Genomic DNA, 23,256 nt, shown 5'->3' with positions numbered 1-23,256 from the left:
GCGCGACGAGGCCCGGGAGAATCGAGTGCAGATGAGCGTGGGGTCGCAGACGCCGGTGTCGCGGCGCGGTCTGGTCCTGATCCTGTCCTCGCCCTCGGGGGCGGGCAAGACGACGCTGACCCGCGCCCTCGCCCAGCAGCCCGAATGGGGGCTCGAGCTCTCGGTCTCGGTGACGACCAGGGCCCGGCGGCCCTCCGAGATCGACGGCCAGCACTACCGCTTCATCGACCGGGAGACCTTCGAGCAGCTGCGCGAGCGCGACGACATGCTCGAATGGGCCGAGGTGCACGGCAATTTCTACGGAACGCCGCGCCGCCCGGTCGAGCGGGCGCTCGCGGCCGGCCGCGACATGATCTTCGACATCGATTACCAGGGCACGCGGCAGGTGCGCGCCAAGCTGCGCGACGACGTGGTGACGATCTTCATCCTGCCGCCCAGCATGGCGGAGCTGCGCCGCCGCCTGGAGCGCCGGGCCGAGGATTCCCGCGAGACGATCGAGCGGCGCCTGCGCAATGCCCGCAGCGAGATCGAGCGCTGGTCGGAATACGACTACGTCCTCGTCAACGACGACCTCGACCGCTCCTTCAAGACCCTGGAGGCGATCCTCAGCGCCGAGCGCCTGCGCCGCACCCGGCAGGTCGGGCTCGACGCCTTCGTGGCGGGGCTCCTCGCCGAACCGGCGGGCGGCTGACCGCGGAACCAATCGCAATCGCCCGCGCTTCCTGGCGGTCGAGGAGCACGGGGCGGCGCGATGCGGGGGGAGCGGCGGCAGGGTGGGCGGTCGCGACGGATCGTCCCTGGCGAGGCCCGCCCCGTCGCGCGGCCGGGCGCGGCGTCAGCCCGGCACTTTTCGGCTTCAGCTTAAGCCGATAAGATTAGACCGCTGTGATGAACACGATGTCCGACCGCGCGCTGGCCGCGGAAGCCGCGCGGCTCGACGCCCTCTCGACCGGGGAGATCGACGCCCTCGACCTGGGCGTCGTCCAGGTCGATTCCGACGGGACGATCCTCCTCTACAACCGGGCCGAGAGCGTGTTCTCGGGCCGGTCGGCGGAGCGCGTCGTCGGCCGCAACTTCTTCCGCGACGTCGCGCCCTGCACGCGCCTGCCCGCCTTCTACGGCCGCTTCCGCGAGGGGGTGCGGCGGGGCGTCCTCGACGAGGTGTTCTCCTTCGCCTACGGCTTCGATCCGCAGCCGCTGCGGGTCCGCGTCGCCCTGCGCGGCTCGGCGACGCCCGGCCGCTACTGGATCGTGACGCGGCCCGTCGGGCAGGTCACCGTCTCGGAGGCCCGTGAGGCGGTCCGCGTCGCGGTCGACCAGCGCGTCCGGGCGGAGCCGATCGATCCCGATCTCTGCGCGCGGGAGCCGATCCACGTCCCCGGCGCGATCCAGCCGCACGCCGTCCTGCTCGCCTGCGACGCGGCGACCCTGACCGTGGCCGCCTGCAGCGCCAATGCGGCCGAGACCCTCGGCGCCGCGCCGCTCGGCCGCCCGCTCGCCGGACTGCTGCCGGACCCGCTCGTCGCGGCGATCCGCGCGGCCGCCGCCTCCGCCTGGGAGGCGGGGCGGATCCTGCGCTGGCGCACGGCCCTGGCGCCCGGGGGTGCCCCGCACGAGGTGCTGGCGCATCGCAGCGGGGCGCGGGTGATCGTCGAGCTCGAACGGGTGCCGGCCGATCCGGCGGATTTCGCGGCGGCGAGCCTCGCCGAGGTCGAGGAGGCGATCGGTCACCTGCGGGCGGCCGAGACGCTGGCCGAGGCGGCCCGCGTCGCCGCCCGGGAGGCGCGGCGCCTCACCGGCTTCGACTGCATCCTGATTTACCGCTTCGACGCGGACTGGAACGGCGAGGCCATCGCGGAGGCGCGGGATCCCGCCTGGGACCGCTCGCTCCTCGGGCTGCACTTCCCCGCCTCCGACATCCCGGCCCAGGCACGCGCCCTCTACGCGCGGGCGAAGAGCCGCTTCGTCATCGACCGCGACTACGTGCCGGTCCCGCTGCTGGCGGGCCCGGACGCGCCGGGGCCGATCGACCTGACCTTCGCGCAGAGCCGCAGCCTGTCGCCGATCCACCTGGAGTACCAGCGCAATCTCGGGGTGAACGGCTCCATGTCGGTCTCGATCCTGCTCGAGGGCCGGCTCTGGGGCCTGATGATCGGGCATCACCGCAAGCCGCACTACGTCGCCCCCGAGACGCGCGCCGCCGCGGGCCTGCTGACCGACGCCCTGGCGCTGCGGCTGCACGAATTGGAGAGCCGCCGTCTCCGGCGCGAGCAGCAGGCGCATCTGGCGGCCGAGAGCCGGCTCGTGCGCGCGCTCGCCCGCTCGGACGACGTGCTCACGGCGCTCACCTCCGGCGAGACGACGCTCCTCGACCTCTTCGGCGCGACCGGGGCGGCCATCGTCGCGCAGGGCGCCGTGCGCCGGCTCGGCGCCGCGCCCCCGGACGCGGCGATCCTGGCCATCGCGGCGCATCTGCGCGCGCGCCTGCCGGCCGAACGGTCGAGCTACGCGGCCACGGAGTTCGCGGCGGAGCACCCGCCGACCCGGCCCTACGCGGAGATCGCGAGCGGCTTGCTCGCGGCCTTCGTCGATCCGGCCCGCGATCATCTCCTGCTCTGGTTTCGGCCGGAGGTGTCGAGCACGGTCACCTGGGGCGGCGACCCGCGCAAGCCCGTCCTCGCCGCCGCCGGCACCGCCACGATGCTGCCGCGCCGCTCCTTCGAGCGCTGGGTGGAGGAGCGGCGCGGCGCCGCCGAGCCCTTCGCCGAGTGGCAGGTCGGCATGGCCGAGGCGCTGGCCCAGGCGGTGGAGGGGGTGGTGCTGCGCCAGCGGCGCAAGATCGCCGAACTCACCGGCCTGCTCGCCGAGAAGGAGGCGCTGCTCGCCGAGAAGGACCTGCTCGCCAAGGAGATCGACCACCGGGTCAAGAACTCGCTGCAGATCGTCTCGGCCTTCCTGCACATGCAGCGGCGCCAGGTGAAGGATCCGGCGGCCCAGCAGGCCTTCTCGGAGACGATGGGGCGGGTGATGAGCGTCGCCCGCGTGCATGACAGCCTCTACCAGACGGAGAGCGTGGACGAGGTCGATCTCGGGCAGACCATCGAGAACCTGTGCGCGGACCTCTCGGCCATGGCCGGGGATCGCCACACGCTGGAACTCGATGCCGAGCAGGGCCTGATGGTGCCCTACCGCAAGGCGGTGGCCCTCTCGCTGATCGCCACCGAACTCGTCACCAACGCCTTCAAGTACGCCTATGACGGCGCGGAGGGCGGGCGGGTCTCCGTGAGCGTCGCCTCCCAGGCGGAGGGCCGCGTGCGCCTCTCGGTGCGCGACGAGGGGCGCGGACTGCCGACGGGCTGGGCCGAGGCCCCGGCCCGCGGCACCGGCCTCGGCATGAAGCTCGTGCGGGCGATGCTGGAGCAGATCAACGCGCGGATCGAGGTCGAGCCCTGCCTGGGGACCTGCTTCACCGTGACGGCCTGAGCCCCATCCGCCGGAGAGGCCGCCGGGCCGGTGGCGGGGAGACGGACGCGTCAGCCTCGGCCGCTGAGCGCAAACCGGTCAGGATTGCCTGCCGAAACGGCTTGCGCCGCGCCGCCCGCCATGGTCGCCTGCCCGGGCTTTCGGGGAGGAGGACCATGACGGACCCGGGACGACAGCTGAGCCGGCGCACGCTGCTGGCGGCGGGCGGGGCGGCCCTCGCGGGGCTCGGATGCGGCGGCGCCCGCGCCGCGAAGGCGAAGCCCATCGCCGTCGCCCTCGTCGCCTCGGTGCCGATCGAGCAGCAATGGATCAGCCGCATCCACCTCGCCCTCAAGGCGGCGCAGGCGCGCGGCGACATCACCTACGCGTATTCCGAGAACGTCGCCAACACCGATGCCGAGCGCGTCCTGCGCGAATACGCGGAGGGCAGGAAGGACCTGATCATCGGCGAGGCCTTCGGCCTGGAGCGGCCGGCGCGCCGGATCGCCGCCGACTACAAGTCCACCGCCTTCCTGATGGGCTCGTCCTTCCCGGCGCAGGCGCCCAACCTCTCGGTCTTCGACAACTACATCCAGGACGCCTCGTACCTGACCGGGATCGTGGCCGGGAAGGAGACGAGGACCAACATCATCGGCATGGTCGGCGGCTACGCCATCCCGGAGGTGAACCGGCTGATGCACGCCTTCATGGCCGGCGCCCGGTCCGTCAATCCGGACGTCAAGTTCCTGGTCTCCTTCATCAATTCCTGGTACGACCCGCCCAAGGCGAAGGAGACCGCCTTCGCCATGATCGAGCGCAGGGCCGACGTGCTCTACGCGGAGCGCTTCGGCGTCTCCGACGCCGCCAAGGAGCGCGGCGTCAAGGCGATCGGCAACGTCATCGACACGGCCGCGCAATACCCGGGCACGGTGATCGCCTCGGCCCTCTGGCACATGGAGCCGACGATCGACCGCGCCGTCGCCAAGGTCATCGAGGGCAGCTTCACGGCGGAGGATTACGGCCCCTGGAGCCACATGGCCAAGGGCGGCTGCTCGCTCGCCCCCCTCGATCCGAAGCTGGTGCCGCAGCCGGTGATCGATCTCGTCCTCGCCAAGGAGAAGGAGATCCGCGGCGGTTCCTTCACGGTGGCGGTGAACGATTCCGAGCCGAAATCCAGCGCCTGAGGTGAGCGGCCGAGCCCCCTCCCGTCCCGGGCCTGACGGGTCCGGGCGGGTCGTGCTGGAATTGCGCGGGATCACCAAGCGCTTCGGATCGCTCGTCGCCAACGACGCCATCGACCTCGACCTGAGGCAAGGGGAGATCCTGGCGCTCCTCGGCGAGAACGGCGCCGGCAAGACGACGCTGATGAGCATCCTGTTCGGCCATTACACGGCCGATGCGGGGAGCGTGCGCGTCGCCGGCCCGGACGGCCGCCTCGTCGCGCTCCCGCCCGGCCGGCCGCGGGCGGCGCTCGCGGCGGGAATCGGCATGGTGCACCAGCACTTCGCCCTGGCCGAGGCGCTGACCGGGTTCGAGAACGTCACGCTCGGCACCGAGCCGCTCTGGCGCCCCGGCCGCCGCGTCGCCGCCGCGCGCCGCCGCCTGGACGGGCTGATGCGGCGCTCGGGCCTCGGCGTCGACCTCGACGTGCCGGTCGCGCGGCTCGCGGTCGGCGAGCGCCAGCGGGTCGAGATCCTGAAGGCGCTCTACCGCGACGCGCGCGTGCTGATCCTCGACGAGCCGACCGCGGTGCTCACCCCGGCCGAGAGCGAGGGCCTGTTCGCGACCCTGCGGGCGCTCGCCGGGCAGGGGCTCGCCGTCGCCTTCATCTCGCACAAGCTCGGCGAGGTGCTGGGCGGGAGCGACCGCGTCGCGGTGCTGCGCGGCGGGCGCAAGGTGGCCGAGCGCCCGACCGCCGGCGCCGACCGGGCGGTCCTCGCCGAGCTGATGGTCGGCCGGGCCGTGCCGGCCTCGCGCCGGCAGGCGCGGGCCCCCGGCCGCGAGGTGCTGGCCCTCGACGGCGTGAGCGTCGCCGGGCCGGATGCCCGCAACCGCCTCGACGGGGCGAGCCTGTCCCTGCGCGAGGGCGAGATCCTCGGCATCGCCGGGGTGGCGGGCAACGGCCAGGCCGCCCTGGCCCGGCTCCTGTTCGGGCTCGCCCGGCCGAGCGCCGGCACGGTGCGCGTGAACGGGCAGGTGCTCCGCCGCTTCGCGCCGAAGCAGGCCGTGGCCCTCGGCATCGGCCGCATCCCGGAGGACCGCCACCACGAGGGCGTGGTGGCGACGATGTCGGTGGCCGAGACCATCGCGGCGGAGGGGATCCGCACCCGCTTCCAGCGGGCGGGACTGCTGCGCTTTCCCGCGATCCGGGCGCGCGCAGAGGCCGCGATCCGCGACTACGACATCCGCTGCCCGGGCCCGGACGCGCCGATCCGGCTCCTCTCGGGCGGCAACATGCAGAAGGCGATCCTGGCCCGCGCCCTCGACGGCGCGCCGGGCCTGATCGTCGCCGCCCAGCCGACCCGGGGCCTCGACGTCGGGGCCGTGGCGGAGGTGCACCGCCGCCTCCTCGACGCGCGGCTGCGCGGGGCCGGCATCGTGCTGATCTCGGAGGATCTCGACGAACTCCTCGCGCTGAGCGACCGGATCGCCGTGATGGTGCGCTCCCGCCTGTCACCGGCGCTCGAGTCCGAGCGCCTCGACCTGACGCGGCTCGGGCTGATGATGGCCGGGCAGGATCCGGACGGCGCGGCGCGCCCGCGGGACGCGGCCGGGGCCTGAGCGGGTCCGGGCGGCGCCCGGCCCCGCTCATCCCACATCCGCTTGATCCCTTCGGGATGGCGGATGTGGGCTTCGCTCAGGCGCCGCGCGGGCTCGGGATCCGCTTGATCCCTTCGGGATGGCGGATGTGGGCTTCGCTCAGGCGCCGCGCAGGCTTGTGATCCGGGATCCGCTTCGATCAAGCGGATCCCGGATCACATCCGCCCGGCCCGCGGATGCGCCGCCTCGAAGGCGCTCATCAGGCGGGCGGAATCGACCTTGGTGTAGATCTGCGTGGTGGCCAGCGAGGCGTGGCCGAGCAGGTCCTGGATCGCGCGCAGGTCCCCCTGCCGCGCCAGGAGATGCGTGGCGAAGGAGTGGCGCAGGGCGTGGGGCGTCGCGCTGTCGGGCAGGCCGAGGGCGCCGCGCAGGGACGCGACCGCGAGCTGCACCACGCGGGGCGAGAGCGGGCCGCCCTTCTGCCCGACGAAGAGCGGGCCGTCCGGCGCGAGCGCGTAGGGGCAGGCGGCGAGGTACTCGGCCAGGGCGGCCTGGACCGGGGCGATCACCGGCACCATGCGGGTCTTCTGCCCCTTGCCCACGATGGTGAGCGTGTCGAGGCCGCCGACCGGCGCATCCTTGCGCCGCAGGCCCAGCGCCTCGCCGATGCGCAGACCCGCCCCGTAGAGCAGCGCGAGCACCGCCGCGTCGCGGGCGAGCACCCAGTCGGGGCGATCCTCGCCGGCCCGGATGTCGGGGCTTGCCAGCGCCACGGCGGCGGCGACCGGGAGGGGCCGTGGCAGCCGCCGCTCCACCTTGGGCGAGCGCACGGCGGAGAGGGCCGAGACCGTGCCGTGCCCCTCCCGCTCCAGGTGGCGGGCGAAGGAGCGCAGGGACGCGAGCGCCCGCATCAGGCTGCGCCCGCCGATCCCCTCGGCCCGGCGCGCGGCCATGAAGGCGCGCAGGTCGCGCGGCTTGAGGGCGACGAGGGACGGGATGTCGGGCTGGGTTCCCGCCCGCGCGCGGTGGGCCAGGAACTGGCGCAGGTCCCGCGCATAGGCCTCGACGGTGTTGGGCGAGAAGCGGCGCTCGCGCGCGAGCAGGGTCAGCCAGGAGGCGACCGCCTCCCGCACGTCCGCGGCGCCGGGGAGGAGGTCGGGGGGCGTGGTCTGGAGCACGGCGCGGGTCCCTCGTGGCGCCGCCCCGCCGGGGCGGCCGCCCCAGCAGACCCGTCAGCCGTTGAGGCTCCGTTGACGACGCGCCCGCCATCCACCGCGGGTTGCGCCCGCCCTCAGCCCGGCTCGAAGGCCAGCACCACCCCGTGCCGCGCCTGCGCGCCCGGGGCGAGCAGGCGCTGCGAGTCGCGCTCGGCGAGTTCGCCCGAGAACCCGACCCAATCCGCGTGGCCGGTCCAGCATTCGAGGGAGAGGAAGGGGGCACTCGGCCGCGTCCAGACGGCGAGGTGCGGGAAATCCTCCGCCTCGAGCCGGATCGCGGCGCCGGAGGGGGCGACGAAGCGCATCCAGCGGCTGCGCGCGGCGAGGAAGACCAGGGCCTCCGTGAAGGTCTCCGGATCGAGCGCCAGGAGGTCGCCGTCGAGCGGCACCGGGCGCCGCTCGCGCCGCAGCAGCCCGCCCGGGCCGACCTCCGGCACGGCGGGCGTCTCGGCCCGCTCGAACTGCACCGCGTAGCCGCCCCCCGCCCGGCGCGCGCCGCCCGCGAAGGGCCACGGGAAGGCCGGGTGGAAGCCGAGGGCGTAGGGGAGGGGCTCCTCGCCCGGATTGGCGACCTCGCAGGCGAGGGCGAGTTCGCCCGGGCGCAGGCGCGCCGTGATCTCGAGCCGGAACCGGAACGGGTAGCGCGCCAGCGTCGCCTCGCTCTCCTCGAGCCGCAGGCGGACGTGGTCGGGACCCTGCTCGACCAGGGTGAAGCGGCTGTCGCGGGCGAAGCCGTGCTGCCCCATCGGGTAGGCGCGGCCCGCGACCGTCACCTGCCCCTCCGCCGAGGCGCCGACGACCGGGAAGAGCCAGGGGGCGTGGCGGTTCCAGTGCGCGGGGTCGCCGCCCCACAGGCATTCGCGGCCCGCCACCTGCCAGGAGACCGGCTCGGCGCCGTCGAGGGCGATGCGGGCGCGGGTGTCGCCGCTGCGGATCTCCACCGTCTCACTCATCGCGATCTCCCCGGGCGGCCGCGCCCGGGCCGCGGCGCAGAGTTAGACCACCGCCCCGGCCAGGGTCCAGCTTGCACCGGGCGCGGGTCGCCGGGCGGGCCGCGCGGCCGGCCATGCGCAGGGCGCAATGCGCGCCGGAGTTGACCTGCTCCCTGGCCCGGGGCTTGCTGTGCGGCGGCCCATCCCCGCTCACCCCAGAGTCCGCCATGCCCGTCATCAACCGCGTTTCCGCCCTCGCCGACGAGATCACGGGCTGGCGCCGCGACTTCCACCAGCACCCGGAACTCCTCTACGCGGTGGACCGCACCGCCGGCATCGTCGCCGAGAAGCTGCGCGCCTTCGGCTGCGACGAGGTGGTGACCGGGCTCGGCAAGACCGGCGTCGTCGGCCTCATCCGGGGCCGCAGGGCCGAGTCCGGCCGCACGATCGGGCTGCGCGCCGACATGGACGCGCTGCCGATCGAGGAGGCGACCCAGCTGCCCTACCGCTCGACCGTGCCCGGCACGATGCACGCCTGCGGCCATGACGGCCACACCGCGATGCTGCTCGGCGCGGCCCGGTACCTCGCCGAGACCCGCAACTTCGACGGCACGGCGGTGGTGATCTTCCAGCCGGCGGAGGAGGGCGGCGGGGGCGGCGCCGCCATGGTGAAGGACGGCCTCATGGAGCGCTTCGGCATCCAGGAGGTCTACGGGCTGCACAATAAGCCGGGACTGCCCCTCGGCTCCTTCGCGATCCGGCCCGGGCCGATCATGGCGGCGGCGGACCGCTTCACGATCACGATCGAGGGGCGCGGCGGCCACGCGGCCGCGCCGCACGATTGCATCGACACGGTGGTGGTCGCCGCCCAGATCATCACGGCCCTGCAATCGGTTGTGGCGCGCAACGCCGACCCGATCGCCTCCGCGGTGGTGTCGGTGACGACCGTGCGGGCGGGCGACGCCTTCAACGTCATCCCGCAGACGGCGGTGCTGAACGGGACGGTGCGCTGCCTCGCCGAGCCGGTGCGGGCGCTGTGCGAGGCGCGGATCGGCGCGCTCGCGGCCGGGATCGCCGAGGCCTTCGGGGCGCGCGCCACGACCCACTACGTGCGGGGCTACCCGGTGACCGACAACCACCCGGATCAGGCCGCCTTCATGGCCGACGTGGCCGAGGAGGTCGCGGGCGAGGCCGGGGTGAACCGCGCCGTCGACCCGATGATGGGGGCGGAGGACTTCTCCTACATGCTGGAGGAGCGGCCGGGCGCCTACATCTTCCTCGGCACCGGCGACGGGCCCGGCCTGCACCACCCGGCCTACGATTTCAACGATGCCGCCACGCCCTACGGCGTGTCCCTGTGGGCGCGGCTGATCGAGCGGGCGATGCCGGCCTGAGCCTCATTCCGCCGGCCGGGGCCGAAGGGCTCAGCGGTGCGGCGGCGAACCGAAGGACCGCGTCGGCGAAACACGATGCGAGACCAAGAGACCGAGCAGAATTGCATGGGGCAATTCCGCTTGGAGGAGGCGAGAGCGGATGCGCCTCGCCCCGGCGGCCCAGGATGCTGCCGCATCGGGCCGTCGACCATCATGAATCGTCGACGCAAGCCGGTGGCGTGACGAACATTCGGGAACCGAACCGACGGTCATGAGACAGGGCCGTCGGGATCAGAGATCGAAGCTGACGCCCTGGGCGAGGGGCAGGGCGCGGCCGTAATTGATCGTGTTCGTCGCCCGCCGCATGTAGGCCTTCCAGGCATCCGAGCCGGCCTCGCGCCCGCCGCCCGTCTCCTTCTCGCCGCCGAAGGCCCCGCCGATCTCGGCGCCCGAGGGGCCGATATTGACGTTGGCGATGCCGCAATCGGACCCGGCCGCCGACAGGAAGGTCTCGGCCTCCCCGAGGTCGCGGGTGAAGATCGAGGAGGAGAGGCCCGCCGCCACCGCGTTCTGGGCCGCGATCGCCGCGGCGAGGTCGCGGTAGGGCACCACGTAGAGGATCGGCGCGAAGGTCTCGCGCAGCATCGGGCCGGCCTGCGCCTGCATCTCGACCAGGGCCGGGCGGAGATAGGCCGCCTCCTCGCCGCGGATGTCGGTCAGGCGCTGCCCGCCATGGATCGCGGCGCCGAGGGCGCGGGCCTCGTCGAGGGCGCGGGCCATGGCCTCGGCCGCCGCGACGTCGATCAGCGGGCCGACCAGCGTCGCCGGGTCGCGAGGGTCGCCGATCCGCACCGAGGCGTAGGCCTGCCGCAGCCGCGGCAGGAAGCTCCCGGCGACGCTCTCGTGCACGAAGAGGCGCCGCAGCGTGGTGCAGCGCTGGCCGGCCGTGCCCATCGCCGCGAAGGCGACGGCCCGCAGCGCGAGGTCGAGATCCGCCGAGGGCGCGATGATCGCGGCGTTGTTGCCGCCGAGTTCCAGGATGGCGCGCGCGAAGCGCGCGGCCAGGATCGGCGCCACCCGACGCCCCATCGCGGTCGAGCCGGTGGCCGAGACGAGGGGGATGCGCGGATCGGCCACCAGCGCCTCGCCCAGGGCCCGCCCGCCGATCAGCACCGAGAGCAGCCCGGGGGGCGCCTCGGGCCCGAAGCGCGCGAGCGCGCGCCCGGCGATGGCCTGTACGGCCAGGGCCGTGAGCGGCGTCTTCTCCGAGGGCTTCCAGACCACCGGATCGCCGCAGACCAGGGCGAGCGCCGCGTTCCAGGACCAGACCGCCACCGGGAAGTTGAAGGCCGTGATCACCCCGCAGGGCCCGAGCGGGTGCCAGACCTCCATCATGCGGTGGTCCGGGCGCTCGGTCGCGATGGTGAGGCCGTGGAGCTGGCGCGAGAGGCCGACCGCGAAGTCGCAGATGTCGATCATCTCCTGGACCTCGCCGAGGCCCTCGGAGAGGATCTTGCCGGCCTCCAGGGTGACGAGCCGGCCGAGATCGGCCTTGGCGGCCCGCAACTCCTCGCCGAGGAGCCGCACCAGCTCGCCGCGGCGGGGCGCCGGCACCCTGCGCCAGGCCGGGAAGGCCTCCGCGGCCGCCGCGATGGCCGGCCCGGCCTCCCGGGTCTCGGGCAGGTGGCCGATCACCAGCCCGTCGATGGGCGAGCGGACCGGCAGGCCCGTCCTGGCGAAGGAGGCCGGGACGCCGAGCCGCTCCAGCACGGCGAGGAGGTCGTCGCGGATGGAGAGGACGGTCGGGGCCATGCGGGTGTCCGGGGCTGGGGGCAAAAGGCGGCCGCGCCGGAGCACCTCGCCGGCGCGGCCGCGGATCCGGCCGGGGGCCCTCAGGCCGCCTTGTTCTTCGGGCTGATCAGCTTGCGGTTGATCAGCACCTCGGCGATCTGGACCGTGTTCAGCGCCGCGCCCTTGCGCAGGTTGTCGGAGACGCACCAGAAGGACAGGCCGTTCTCGACCGTGATGTCCTCGCGGATGCGCGACACGTAGGTCGCGTCCTCGCCCGCCGCCTCGTGGGGCGTGATGTAGCCGCCCGGCTCGCGCTTGTCGTCGACCAGCACGCCGGGCGCCGAGCGCAGGATCTCGCGCGCCTCCTCGGCGCTGATCGGCCGCTCGAACTCCACGTTCACCGCCTCCGAATGGCCGATGAACACCGGCACCCGCACGCAGGTCGCCGTCAGCTTGATCTTGGGATCCAGCATCTTCTTGGTCTCGGCCACCATCTTCCACTCCTCCTTGGTGGAGCCGTCCTCCATGAAGACGTCGATGTGGGGGATGACGTTGAAGGCGATCCGCTTGGTGAACTTCTGGACCTTGACCTCGCCGGCCGTGAAGACGGCGCGGGTCTGGTTGAACAGCTCGTCCATGGCGTCCTTGCCGGCGCCGGAGACCGACTGGTAGGTGGCGACGACGACGCGCTTGATGGTGGCGGCGTCGTGCAGCGGCTTCAGCGCCACCACGAGCTGCGCGGTCGAGCAGTTCGGGTTGGCGATGATGTTCTTCTTCGAGAAGCCGACGACCGCGTCCGCGTTCACCTCCGGCACGATCAGCGGCACGTCGGAATCGTAGCGGAAGGCCGAGGAATTATCGATCACCACGCAGCCCTGCGCGCCGATCCGCGGCGACCATTCCTTCGAGGTCTCGCCGCCCGCCGACATCAGGCAGATGTCCGTGTCGGAGAAGTCGTACTGGTCGAGGGCCTGGACCTTCAGCGTCCTGTCGCCGAAGGAGACCTCCTGGCCCAGGCTGCGGCGCGAGGCCAGCGCCACGACCGTATCGGCCGGGAAGGCGCGCTCCGCCAGGATGTCCAGCATCTCCCGGCCGACATTGCCGGTGGCTCCCACGACGGCGACCTTGTAACCCATCTCACTCACTCCAGCTTGGCGACGACCCTCCCCGGAGATCGTGATCGGGCCTCGCTCGAAGGAGCCCGGCCTCCGTCCGCCGCGGACGGGGAGGGATCCGAGGACGACGCGAGGCTTCAGCCGGCGATGACCGCCGTCAGCGCTTTCGTTTTCGTCGTCTGCGACGCGGCACGCATGGCGCGGTGAATCGTCCCCGGACGGTGCTCCGCTCATCGGAGGCACGGCCGAGCGCACCAACACCGCGCGGCGGCGGATCTGTCAAGGGCCGCTTGGCCGCGCCGGCAACAGAATCGCGCGGCCGTCATGCGGTGACGGATTGTTCACCACGTTCGCGCGCTTCCGTGGACGGCGCGCCGGCGTCAACCGGATGGCGAGGCCTGCGCGCTTGCATGGCGGGGCGGCCGCGCGACGGCCGCGCGAGCGTTCGGAGGCCCCGTGAGGCATCGGGATTTCGATGACGCGGCCCTCACGCGGGCCGGCCGGGCCCTGGCCCGGGATCTCGGTCCCGCCGAGCCCGTCCTGCCGCGCCCGCTGCCGCGGGCGGCGGGCGGCGGGGGCTGGCGCCTGCTGCGGCGCTGCATCGGCGCGGCCGCCGTGATCGCGCTCCTGAGCATCCTGGCGGGCGAGCGGCGGCAGGCGGAGGCCGAGGCGCAGGCCGCCGCGGTCGCGGCCGCGCCCCCCTGGGAGGGCGTGGCGGCGGACCGCTACGCCCTGGAGGGCGACGAGGAGGTGCGCGCCACCGCCCGCCGCCGGCCGAGCCTCGGCCTGCGCGAGGACAGCCTCGTCGCCGGCGCGTTCGGCAGCATCGAGCAGCCCTTCCTGCGCCTGACCCTGGCCGAGTCCCCCGACCCGGAGGCGAGCCTGTTCGTGACCCTCGCCCGCCGCGCCGCGGAGCATGACGGGCTCGCCGTCCTGCGCGCGGGCGACCGCGGCGCGATCGAGAGCCGCTTCGGGCCGGTCGAGACCGTCGAGGCGACGCTCTCGGGGCCGGAAGGGCGCCGCGCCTGCACGGCCTTCCGCCTCCTCGACGCGGGAATGCGCCTCGACGGCTGGCTCTGCGCGCCGCTGGGCCTGCCGCCCGAGCCCGCGGCGGTCGGCTGCGCCATCGACCGCCTGACCGCGCGCCCCAGCGTCCTGCTGCCCGCCGGGATCGTCGATCTGCTGACGCGGCCGGCCCGGCCGGTCTGCGCGCCGCCCACGCCGCCCGCCGCCGCGCTGGCGCCCCGAAAGGGGCGCGACCGGAAGAATGCGGCGAAAGTGCGACAATCAGCCCAAGCGTTGCTGGAGCCCGGAACCACGGCCGCGCTCGGACGTCATCCTGAGGCAAGCCGCTGACCTTTCCTTATGACCTCGCCGCCTAGGGTGCGGCGCGACAACGAGGTTCCGCCATGCGCACGTCCAGACTGGCCCTGATCGGCCTTCTCTCCCTCGCGGCGCTCGGCGCCGAGACCGCCGCCTCCCAGGCCCAGGATTCCTACGTCATCCGCAGCACCCGCGGCGGCCAGGGCCTCGCCATCCGGGTGCGCCCGCGCAGCTGGCTCGATGCCGGCAACGTCGTGGAGGCGAATTCCGGCGCCGTCTCCAACCCGGCGACGAACCCGCACTTCATCACCGCCTCGTACCTCGCCTCGCCGCCCTACATCGCCAACCGCGAGCGCTTCGGCGGCTTCGGCGTGCTGCCCGACCCGATCACCAACGGGCCGTTCATCGGCGCCCGCCGCGCCGCCGTCACGGTCGACCTCTCGGGCCTCGACTACCTCGACCCGACCTCGCCGCGGGCGCGCGGCTACTGATCCGCGCAACATTCGTGATCCGAGCAGCTTGCGCCGACGCGGTCGCCGCTTCGGCGGCGAACCGAAGCACCGCGTCAGCGAAACATGATGTGGAGACAAGGGCCTGAGCAGAATCACCCGACGCCGTTCTGCCCAGGGCCGCCCCCGGGACGCTCGCGGCGCGGGCGGCCGGCTCCCGGACGACCCGCCGCGGGCCCGGCCGAGGCCGTGCCTCGCGGGATCCGGCCGGGGGCGGTCGCCATTCGGGCCAAGCCGCTGACGTGCCGTTCTTTTCTCCGGCGAACCGGCGCCGCCCGCGCGGGACGCTGCGCGGCATCGCCCTATTCTCATTCCGGCCGCGACCGCGTACATGACGGGGCTGTCGCCCCATTCCCCCATCCGCGAAGGCCGGTTCGTTGAAGAAAGCGTTCGTCAAATCCTACGGCTGCCAGATGAACGTCTACGACGCGGCCCGGATGGTCGACCTCCTCGGCCGCGAGGGCTTCGCCGAGACGGAGGCGATGGAGGAGGCGGACGTCGTCATCCTCAACACCTGCCACATCCGCGAGAAGGCGGCCGAGAAGGTCTATTCCGAACTCGGCCGGGTGCGGGACCTGAAGGGCGAGCGGGCCGGGGCGGGGCGCGAGACCACGATCGTGGTGGCGGGCTGCGTGGCGCAGGCGGAGGGCCGCGAGATCATCCACCGGGCCCCCGCCGTCGACGTGGTGGTGGGACCCCAGAGCTACCACCGGCTGCCGGAGCTCCTGGCCCGCGCCCGGGACGGCAAGGTCGTCGACACCGAGTTCCCCCTCGACGACAAGTTCGACCACCTGCCCCCGCGCCGCGTCGCCGGTCCCTCCGCCTTCCTCACCGTGCAGGAGGGCTGCGACAAGTTCTGCGCCTTCTGCGTCGTGCCCTACACGCGGGGGGCGGAGGTGTCGCGGCCCGTGGCGAAGATCCTCGCCGAGGCCGAGCGGCTGGCCGCGGGCGGCGCGCGGGAACTCACCCTGATCGGCCAGAACGTGAACGCCTTCCACGGCGAGGGGCCGGACGGGCGCCCGTGGTCCCTCGGGCGCCTGATGCGCCGCCTCGCGGAGGTGCCGGGCATCGCGCGGCTGCGCTACACGACCAGCCACCCGCGGGACATGGACGACGACCTGATCGCGGCCCACCGGGACTGCCCGGCGGTGATGCCCTACCTGCACCTTCCGGTGCAGTCGGGCTCCGACCGCATTCTGGCGGCCATGAACCGCCGGCACGACGCGGACACCTACCGGCGGCTGATCGACCGGATCCGGGCGGCGCGGCCGGACATCGCCCTCACCTCCGACTTCATCGTCGGCTTCCCGGGCGAGACCGACGCGGACCACGCCGAGACGATGCGGCTCGTGGCGGAGATCGGCTTCTCGGGCGCCTTCTCGTTCAAGTACAGCCCGCGCCCGGGCACGCCCGCGGCGGAGAGCGCCGACGCGGTGCCGGAGGCGGTCAAGCGCGAGCGCCTCGCCGCGTTGCAGGCGCTGATCGACGGGCAGGCCCGGGCCTTCAACCTCGCCAGCCTCGGCCGCACGGTCGAGGTGCTGATCGAGAAGCCCGGCCGTCATCCGGGCCAGGTCGCCGGCAAGTCGCCCTACCTCCAGGCGGTGCAGATCGAGGCGGAGCCGGCGGTGATCGGGACGATCCTGCCGGTGCGCCTCACCCGCGCCGGATCGAACAGCCTGTTCGGGGAACGGGCCGAGGCGGCCCCGGCCGCCGCAGCATAGGGGACGCATGTGCGACCGGGCGACAACGCGGGACGCGGCGGACGGGGGCGCGAGGGGCCGGGCAGGCCGGTCGCTGGCCTGAGCGAGGCCGCCGAGATCGCGCTCACCTTCGACGACAACCGCCTCGCCAGCCTGGTCTTCGGCCAGTACGACCAGAACGTGGCGCATCTGGAGCGGCGGCTCGGCGTGACCGCGACCGCGCTCGGCAACCACGTGGTGGTCAAGGGCACGCCGGAGGCCGCCGAGCGGGCCCGGATCGTGCTGGAGACCCTCTATGCCCGGGTGCGCGACGGCGGCGGGCTGCCGCTGACCCTCGGCGACGTCGACGGCGTCATCCAGGAGGCCTCCCTGCAGGGCAGCCTGTTTCCGGCGAGCGAGGCCCCGTCGAACGGCGAGCGCGCGCAGTTCGACCAGATCGCCACCCGCCGCCGCGGGGCCGTGCGGGCCCGCAACGCCGCGCAGGACGCCTACATCAAGGCCCTGCGCGCCAACGAACTCGTCTTCGCCGAGGGGCCGGCCGGCACCGGCAAGACCTGGCTGGCGGTCGGCCACGCGGTCTCGCTCCTGGAGCAGGGCCACGCGGAGCGGCTGATCCTGTCGCGCCCGGCCGTCGAGGCGGGCGAGCGCCTCGGCTTCCTGCCCGGCGACATGCGCGAGAAGGTCGATCCCTATCTCCGCCCGATCTACGACGCGCTCTACGACTTCATGGAGGCGCGCCACGTCGACCGGGGCCTGCAGACCGGCATGATCGAGATCGCGCCGCTCGCCTTCATGCGCGGGCGCACCCTCACCAACGCGGTGGTGCTGCTGGACGAGGCGCAGAACACCACCTCCATGCAGATGAAGATGTTCCTGACCCGCCTGGGCGAGAACTCGCGGATGATCGTGACGGGCGATCCGAGCCAGATCGACCTTCCGCCCGGCCAGAAATCCGGCCTCGTCGAGGCGGTCCGCATCCTGGAGGGCGTGGAGGGGATCGGGCGCGTCACCTTCAAGGACGCGGACGTGGTCCGGCACGACCTGGTGCGGCGGATCGTCAGCGCCTACGAGGCGGATACGAGCCGCGCCGGGGCCGAGGACCGTCCCGCCCCGCGCCGCGGGGCCTGAGCCGTGGAGAACGAGATCGACGTCGTCCTGGAGGACGAGCGCTGGGAGGCGGCCATCCCGGATCTCGGCCCCTTCGTGCGCCGCGCCGTCGAGGCGGCCCTGGCGATCCTGCCGCCCGCGGAGGCGGTCGAGGTGAGCGTCCTGCTCACCGACGACGAGGCGGTGCAGGAGCTCAACCGCACATGGCGCGGCAAGGACAAGCCGACGAACGTGCTCTCCTTCCCGGCCGGCCACGCCCATGGCGGGGCGCCGCGGCCCCTCGGCGACGTGGTTCTTGCGTATGACACGATGCTGCGCGAGAGTGGGGAGCAGTCGAAGCCTCTCGGCCACCATCTCGCGCATCTGCTGGTTCATGGCACGCTCCATCTCCTGGGCCAGGATCATGAGACCGGCGAGGCCGAGGCCGAGGCGATGGAGGCTCTGGAGGCCGCGGCCCTGGCGCGGCTCGGCGTTCCGGATCCCTACGGCGAGCCCGCGGAATGAGCCGCGGATCCTGCAATTCCAGACCAGAGAGACATGAGCAACGATCGAAGTCGTGGCGCCGCCGCGACCGCCCAGCCCGCCCCGGACGAGGACAGTCCGGCCCGTGAGCCGTGGTATGACCGTCTCCTCACCATCTTCCACCTGAAGCCGCGGGAGGCTCCGCGCGACGAGATCACCGACGCGCTGGCGGAGGCGCAGTCGGGCGATCACGCCTTCTCGCCCGTCGAGCGGGCGATGCTGAAGAACGTGCTGAGCCTGCACCGGGTGCGGGTCGACGACGTGATGGTGCCGCGGGCCGACATCGTCGCCGTGCCGGCGGAGATCTCCCTCGGCGAACTCCTGAAGGTGTTCCGGACGGCGGGCCATTCGCGCCTGCCGGTCTACGGCGACACCCTGGACGATCCCCGCGGCATGGTCCACATCCGCGACTTCGTCGACCACCTCGCCACCCGCGCCGAGGCCGGCGCGGCCCACGGCGCCAAATCCCCGGCCAGATCCCCGGCCAACTCCCCGGCCAACTCCCCGGCCAAGCCCGCGGCCGAGCCGCCGCCGGTGATCCAGGGGGACGGGCGGGCGCGCCGGCCGCACCTCGCCCGGACGCCCGACCTGTGCGAGGTCGATCTCGACCTCTCCCTCGCCGCCACGCGGATCCTGCGGCCCGTGCTCTACGTGCCGCCCTCGATGCCGGCGATCGACCTCCTGGTGCGGATGCAGGCCAGCCGGACCCACATGGCCCTCGTCATCGACGAGTATGGCGGGACCGACGGGCTGATCTCGATCGAGGACCTGATCGAGGTCGTGGTCGGCGACATCGAGGACGAGCACGACGTGGCCGAGGGGCACCGGGTGCTGCGGGTCGACGGCGAGGCCGAGATCTACGTGGCGGATGCGCGCGCGAGCCTCGACGACGTCGCGGAGGCGACCGGCTTCGACATCGCCGGGGCGGTGGGCGAACTCGCCGAGGAGGTCGACACGATCGGCGGCCTCGTCGTCACCATCACCGGGCGGGTGCCGTCCCGGGGCGAGGTCGTGGCGGTTCCGGGCGACTTCGAGGTCGAGGTGCTGGACGCCGATCCACGCCGCATCAAGCGGCTTCGCCTCCACCACGGCCCGGCCAAGCTCGCCGCCCCGGAGGAGCCCCTGGCCCTGCCGGCACCCCGCACGCTCAACGGCAGCGGCGCCCCGGTCGACGCCGGGGCGTGAGGGTGGGGGCCCCTCGGCCCCCGCCCGTCCCCGCGGAGCGAATCCGGAGGCGCCCCCCGACCCGTCCGGGCACGTCCAGGCGCGCGGGAGAGGCCGCGCGGCCTCCGGGCGCGATCCCGCGATCGCCGGCCCGCGCGGGGCGGCGCGCCCCGGGAGGGCCTCGCGCGCCCGCGGCGGCCTCGGCGGCCTCGGCGGCGCCACTGTTATCGTCCCTTCATCTTCCCGGGCCAGTGCGGCCGGGGCCTCACCGCCTCGCGCCGGACCGGCGGCCTCACTCGACCACGGCGAATCACCCCATGCGGCCAGACGGAACGGATTTCGCGGCGCCCTCGCGGCTCGGAGCCCTCGCGGACCGCTTCGCCCTGGCGGGCGGCTGGCGCCGGCTCGCGCTGGCGTGGCTGGCGGGCGCCTGCGGCGCCCTGGCCATGCCGCCCTTCGGGGTCCTGCCCGCCCTGGCGGTGGCGCTCGTCCCGGCGGTCTGGCTCCTCGACGGCGCCGCGACGGGGAGCGGCCGGCTGCGCCGCGTCCTCGCCACGGCGGCCAGCGCCGGGGCGATCGGCTGGGCCTGGGGCTTCGGCTACTTCGTCGCCGGGCTGTGGTGGCTCGGCGCCGCCTTCCTGGTCGATGCCGACGAGTTCGCCCTGCTCATGCCCCTCGGCGTGCTCGGCCTGCCCGCCCTGCTCGGGCTGTTCTTCGGGCTCGGCTTCGCCCTGGCGCGGCTCGTCTGGTCGCGGGGCGCCGGGCGGATCGCCGCCCTGGCGGCCGGCCTCGCCGCCTCCGAGTGGCTGCGCGGGCACTTGTTCACGGGCTTCCCCTGGAACACCCTCGGCATGGCGCTCGGCCAGAACCTCTGGCTGATGCAGGCGGCCTCCGTCGTCGGGCTCTACGGCCTGACCCTGCTCGCCGTCCTGATCGGGGCGGCGCCCGCCACGCTGGCCACCGGCGCGACCGCCCGGGCGCGCCGCTGGCCGACCCTGGCCGCTCTGGCGGGACTCGCGCTCCTCGCCGGGGCGGGCGCCCTGCGCGTCCCCGCCGGCAAGGTGCCGGAGGTGCCGGGCGTGCGGCTTCGCCTCGTCCAGCCCGACATCCCCCAGGACGCGCGCTTCAACCCGCGCAACCGCGAGGGCATTCTTCAGCGCTACCTCGGCCTCAGCGACAGCGCGACCGGCCCCGGATCGAGCGGGCTCGCCGACGTCACCCACCTGATCTGGCCCGAATCGGCCTTCCCGTTCCTGATCCAGCGCGAGCCCCGGGCGCTCGGCCAGATCACCGCCGCCCTGCCGCCGGGCAAGTACCTCGTCACCGGCGCCGCGCGCGCGGACGAGCCCCTGCCGGGGGAGCGCCTGCACTTCTACAACGGCATCCTGGTCATCGGCGCCGAGGGCTTCGTCGGCGTGCCCTACGACAAGCACCACCTCGTCCCGTTCGGGGAGTACCTGCCCGCCCCGGTCGACCGCATCCTGCGCGCGCTCGGCCTGCGGCAATTCGTGTCCGTGCCGGGCGGCTTCACCGCCGCCGAGGGCGCGAGGCGCCCGTTCTCGGTGCCGGGCCTGCCGGCCGCCGCGGCCTCGATCTGCTACGAGGTCATCTTCCCCGGCGCCGTCGTGCCCTCGGTGAGCCCGCGGGCCGGACTGATCCTCAACCTGACCAACGACGGCTGGTTCGGCGACACGCCCGGGCCGCGGCAGCATTTCGCCCAGGCCCGGCTGCGTGCCGTAGAGGAAGGTCTGCCGCTCGCGCGTGCTGCCAACACGGGCGTCTCGGCCATGGTCGATCCTTACGGACGGGTGACTGGCATGCTCCCAGTCGGGGCGGAGGGCGTCCTCGATGTGAGGCTGCCGCGCGACCTAGGGGAAAGTACGATCTACGCACGTTTTGGCGATTTGTTTTTCGTCGCATTGCTTCTAGGGTCGGTCCTGCTGGCCGCGGGCGCCCGAATCGGGAGCGCACGCCCGTAAGGCCACCGTGCGGGGTGTGGAGCAGGACTTGAAGAAAGCACCGGATCCGATCGATCGTCATGTTGGCCACCGGGTGCGGGTGCGGCGGCTTCTCATGGGGGTAAGTCAGGAGAAGCTGGGGGATGCGCTCGGCGTCACCTTCCAGCAGATCCAGAAGTACGAGAAGGGCGCCAACCGCATCAGTGCGAGCCGGCTGCAGCAGATCGCCGAAATGCTCGGCGTGCCCGTGGGATTTTTCTACGAGGGCGCGCCGCGCAGCGAGAACGGCCACGACGAGGAGCGCGGCGACGCGGCGCGCGCCCCGAGCGTCGACCTGTTCTGGACGAGTCAGGACCTCCAGCTCGTCCGCGCCTTCCAGCGCGTGAACGATCCGCTCCTGCGCCGGCGAGTCGTCTCGCTGGTCGAGGCGATGGGCGGCGGCAAGGACGCGGTCGTCGAGGAGTGATCCGCGGTCCGGACGATCACGTCCGGACCGCGGATCACGAGCCCGCGCCGCGCGTGAGCGAAGCCGACATCCGCATGACGCCTCCGGCGACCGGTCCGGCAGGCGAATCGCCGGACCGTGCGGCCGGACCGGCCTCCCGGGGGTGCTCAGCCGCCTCCCGCCCGGCCCCGGTCCGCGGGCGCCTCGCGGGACGGGAGGCCGAGCAGCGCGCGGGCCTCGTCCGGGGTCGCCGGAGCGCGATCGAGCAGGGCCAGGAGCGCCACCGCCTTCTCGACGAGGGCGGCGTTGCTCGGGGCCAGCTGGCCGCGCGAGAGGTAGAGATTGTCCTCCAGCCCGACCCGCACGTGGCCGCCGGCCGTGGCGGCGAGCGCCAGGATCGGAAACTCCGCCCGCGAGATCCCGAAGGCCGACCAGATCGCGTCCGGCGGCAGCCGGTCGCGCATCTGCAGCAGCGTCTCCGGCGTCGCCGGCGCCCCCCAGGGGATCCCGAGGCAGATCTGGAACAGGGGCGGCCGGTCGAGGTAGCCCTCGGCGATCAGCTGCTTGGCGAGTTCGATCTGGCCGAGATCGAACACCTCGATCTCCGGCCGCGCGCCGGCGTCGCGGATGCGCGCCGCCATCTCGCGCAGGTGGCCCGGCGTGTTGAGGAAGGCGTGCTCGCCGAAATTCATCGTCGCCACGTCGAGAGTGCAGATCTCCGGGCGCAGCGCCGTCACGTGCCGGGTCCGGGCCTCCGGCGAGGCGAGGCTGGTGCCCGGGCCCGCCCGGGCCGGCTCCTCGTCGGGGCCTGGCACGAAGCGCCCGCCCGCTCCGGTCGTCAGGTTGAGGATCACCGCCTCGTCGCGCTCGCGGATGCGCTCGACGACCTCGCGGTAGAGGGCGAGGTCCATGCTCGGCTTGGCGGTGCCGGGGTCGCGCACGTGGATGTGGACCACGGCGGCCCCGGCCTCGGCCGCCTCCAGGGCCGAGCGCGCGATCTCCTGCGGGGAGACCGGCACGGCCGGGTTCCGGGACGGCGTGTCGAACGAGCCCGTGAGGGCGCAGGTGATGACAGTCTTGCCCGAGAGGGTGGTGGCGGACATGCGTGCCTCCCCGCGTCAGTCGCTGCCGCCGTCGACCACCAGGGTCTCGCCGGTCACGTAGGCCGCGCCCGCGGCCAGGAAGAGCATCGCCTCGGCGATGTCCTCGGGCTTGGCGAGCCGCGCCAGCAGGGTGCGCGACAGGGTCGCCTGCTTGCGCTCGGCCGGCCAGGCCTCGGTCCAGGGCGTCTCGACCAGGCCCGGCGCGACCGCGTTGACCCGCACCTCGGGGGCGAGCGCCCGGGCGAGGCTGCGGGTGAGGTTCACGAGCCCCGCCTTGCTGGCCGAGTAGGCGATGCTGGAGCCGCGCCGGCCGAGGCCGGCCACCGAGGCCGTGTTGACGATGGCGCCGCGCCGGGCCCGGAGGGCGGGCGCCGCGGCGCGCGCGCAGCGGTACGGGCCGATCAGGTTGGTCGAGAGGATCGTCTGCCAGAACTCCTCCGTCATCGCGTCGAGATCGGCGAAGGGAATCGGCTGGGCGGTGCCGGAGGTGCCGGCATTGTTGATCAGGACGTCGAGGCCGCCGAGCGCCTCGACCGCCCGGCCGACCAGCGCCTCCGCCTCGCCCGCCTGCGCGACGCTGCCGGCGACGGCCGTGACGCGGTAGCCCTCCGCCGCGAGGCGCGCGGCGGCCTCCGGCCCGCGCCCGTCCTCGGCCAGGTGATTGAGGGCGACCGCCGCGCCGCAGCGCGCGAACAGGGTCGCGGCCGCGAGCCCGATCCCCGACGCTGCCCCGGTCACCAGGACGGATTTCCCCCTCAGGTCCGCACTGATCATC

General features: G+C 73.9%; 19 protein-coding genes. 13 read left to right on the top strand and 6 right to left on the bottom strand.

From position 1 onward, the window contains the following. Nucleotides 1-31: 31 nt before the first annotated feature. From gmk to M446_RS15280, 4 genes are all read left to right on the top strand, one after another. Nucleotides 32-691, top strand: coding sequence for a guanylate kinase (gene gmk / locus M446_RS15295; RefSeq protein WP_012332999.1), 660 nt, complete (start codon nt 32-34; stop codon nt 689-691). A gap of 197 nt (nt 692-888) precedes the next feature. Next, the gene (locus M446_RS15290; RefSeq protein WP_012332998.1) at nt 889-3,483 is read left to right on the top strand and encodes a histidine kinase dimerization/phosphoacceptor domain -containing protein; all 2,595 of its coding nucleotides are present in this window, start codon (nt 889-891) and stop codon (nt 3,481-3,483) included. A 155-nt stretch (nt 3,484-3,638) separates the two neighbouring features. Beyond that, on the top strand, nt 3,639-4,646 hold the full coding sequence (locus tag M446_RS15285) for a BMP family protein (protein ID WP_012332997.1): 1,008 nt from the start codon (nt 3,639-3,641) through the stop codon (nt 4,644-4,646). A gap of 52 nt (nt 4,647-4,698) precedes the next feature. Next, nucleotides 4,699-6,243, top strand: coding sequence for an ABC transporter ATP-binding protein (locus tag M446_RS15280; protein WP_012332996.1), 1,545 nt, complete (start codon nt 4,699-4,701; stop codon nt 6,241-6,243). Between the two features lie 194 nt (nt 6,244-6,437). On the opposite strand, the gene M446_RS15275 is transcribed toward M446_RS15280, so the two are convergent. Beyond that, nucleotides 6,438-7,400: a tyrosine recombinase XerC gene (locus M446_RS15275; RefSeq protein ID WP_012332995.1), complete on the bottom strand. Its 963-nt coding sequence runs from the start codon at nt 7,398-7,400 to the stop codon at nt 6,438-6,440. A gap of 113 nt (nt 7,401-7,513) precedes the next feature. Beyond that, nucleotides 7,514-8,392, bottom strand: a complete 879-nt coding sequence (locus M446_RS15270; RefSeq protein WP_012332994.1) for an aldose 1-epimerase family protein — start codon at nt 8,390-8,392, stop codon at nt 7,514-7,516. A gap of 206 nt (nt 8,393-8,598) precedes the next feature. Here M446_RS15270 and M446_RS15265 point away from each other — a divergent pair, with 206 nt between their 5' ends. Next, nucleotides 8,599-9,765 carry a M20 aminoacylase family protein gene (locus M446_RS15265; RefSeq protein WP_012332993.1) on the top strand — a complete coding sequence of 389 codons (1,167 nt, stop codon included), beginning with the start codon at nt 8,599-8,601 and terminating at the stop codon, nt 9,763-9,765. 270 nt (nt 9,766-10,035) lie between these two features. Here M446_RS15265 and M446_RS15260 read toward each other — a convergent pair whose 3' ends face one another. Both M446_RS15260 and M446_RS15255 read right to left on the bottom strand, forming a co-directional pair. Then, nucleotides 10,036-11,556, bottom strand: a complete 1,521-nt coding sequence (locus M446_RS15260) for an aldehyde dehydrogenase family protein (protein WP_012332992.1) — start codon at nt 11,554-11,556, stop codon at nt 10,036-10,038. 80 nt (nt 11,557-11,636) lie between these two features. Then, the gene (locus M446_RS15255; RefSeq protein ID WP_012332991.1) at nt 11,637-12,671 is read right to left on the bottom strand and encodes an aspartate-semialdehyde dehydrogenase; all 1,035 of its coding nucleotides are present in this window, start codon (nt 12,669-12,671) and stop codon (nt 11,637-11,639) included. Between the two features lie 435 nt (nt 12,672-13,106). On the opposite strand from M446_RS15255, the gene M446_RS15250 reads away from it, so the two are divergent. The 8 genes from M446_RS15250 (at nt 13,107) to M446_RS15215 (ending at nt 21,399) form a co-directional block, all read left to right on the top strand. Beyond that, nucleotides 13,107-14,006, top strand: coding sequence for a hypothetical protein (locus tag M446_RS15250; RefSeq protein WP_012332990.1), 900 nt, complete (start codon nt 13,107-13,109; stop codon nt 14,004-14,006). Between the two features lie 53 nt (nt 14,007-14,059). Beyond that, the gene (locus M446_RS15245) at nt 14,060-14,464 is read left to right on the top strand and encodes a hypothetical protein (RefSeq protein WP_012332989.1); all 405 of its coding nucleotides are present in this window, start codon (nt 14,060-14,062) and stop codon (nt 14,462-14,464) included. A 395-nt stretch (nt 14,465-14,859) separates the two neighbouring features. Beyond that, on the top strand, nt 14,860-16,203 hold the full coding sequence (gene miaB, locus M446_RS15240) for a tRNA (N6-isopentenyl adenosine(37)-C2)-methylthiotransferase MiaB (RefSeq protein ID WP_012332988.1): 1,344 nt from the start codon (nt 14,860-14,862) through the stop codon (nt 16,201-16,203). Between the two features lie 9 nt (nt 16,204-16,212). Continuing rightward, on the top strand, nt 16,213-17,310 hold the full coding sequence (locus M446_RS15235) for a PhoH family protein (protein WP_012332987.1): 1,098 nt from the start codon (nt 16,213-16,215) through the stop codon (nt 17,308-17,310). 3 nt (nt 17,311-17,313) lie between these two features. Beyond that, nucleotides 17,314-17,793: an rRNA maturation RNase YbeY gene (ybeY, locus tag M446_RS15230; RefSeq protein ID WP_012332986.1), complete on the top strand. Its 480-nt coding sequence runs from the start codon at nt 17,314-17,316 to the stop codon at nt 17,791-17,793. Between the two features lie 33 nt (nt 17,794-17,826). Beyond that, nucleotides 17,827-18,996, top strand: a complete 1,170-nt coding sequence (locus M446_RS15225; RefSeq protein WP_012332985.1) for a hemolysin family protein — start codon at nt 17,827-17,829, stop codon at nt 18,994-18,996. 296 nt (nt 18,997-19,292) lie between these two features. After that, the gene (gene lnt / locus M446_RS15220; protein WP_012332984.1) at nt 19,293-20,954 is read left to right on the top strand and encodes an apolipoprotein N-acyltransferase; all 1,662 of its coding nucleotides are present in this window, start codon (nt 19,293-19,295) and stop codon (nt 20,952-20,954) included. A 28-nt stretch (nt 20,955-20,982) separates the two neighbouring features. Beyond that, a complete protein-coding gene (locus tag M446_RS15215) occupies nt 20,983-21,399 on the top strand; it encodes a helix-turn-helix domain-containing protein (protein ID WP_083784685.1) in 417 nt (138 codons plus the stop codon). 146 nt (nt 21,400-21,545) lie between these two features. On the opposite strand, the gene M446_RS15210 is transcribed toward M446_RS15215, so the two are convergent. After that, nucleotides 21,546-22,481, bottom strand: a complete 936-nt coding sequence (locus M446_RS15210; RefSeq protein WP_012332982.1) for a 3-keto-5-aminohexanoate cleavage protein — start codon at nt 22,479-22,481, stop codon at nt 21,546-21,548. 15 nt (nt 22,482-22,496) lie between these two features. Next, a complete protein-coding gene (locus M446_RS15205) occupies nt 22,497-23,255 on the bottom strand; it encodes an SDR family NAD(P)-dependent oxidoreductase (RefSeq protein ID WP_012332981.1) in 759 nt (252 codons plus the stop codon). Nucleotide 23,256: the final 1 nt, after the last annotated feature.

Source organism: Methylobacterium sp. 4-46 (genome assembly GCF_000019365.1).
Taxonomy (GTDB): Bacteria; Pseudomonadota; Alphaproteobacteria; order Rhizobiales; family Beijerinckiaceae; genus Methylobacterium.
Note: the sequence above shows the minus strand (reverse complement) of the source record. Positions and strands in the feature narration are given on the sequence as shown.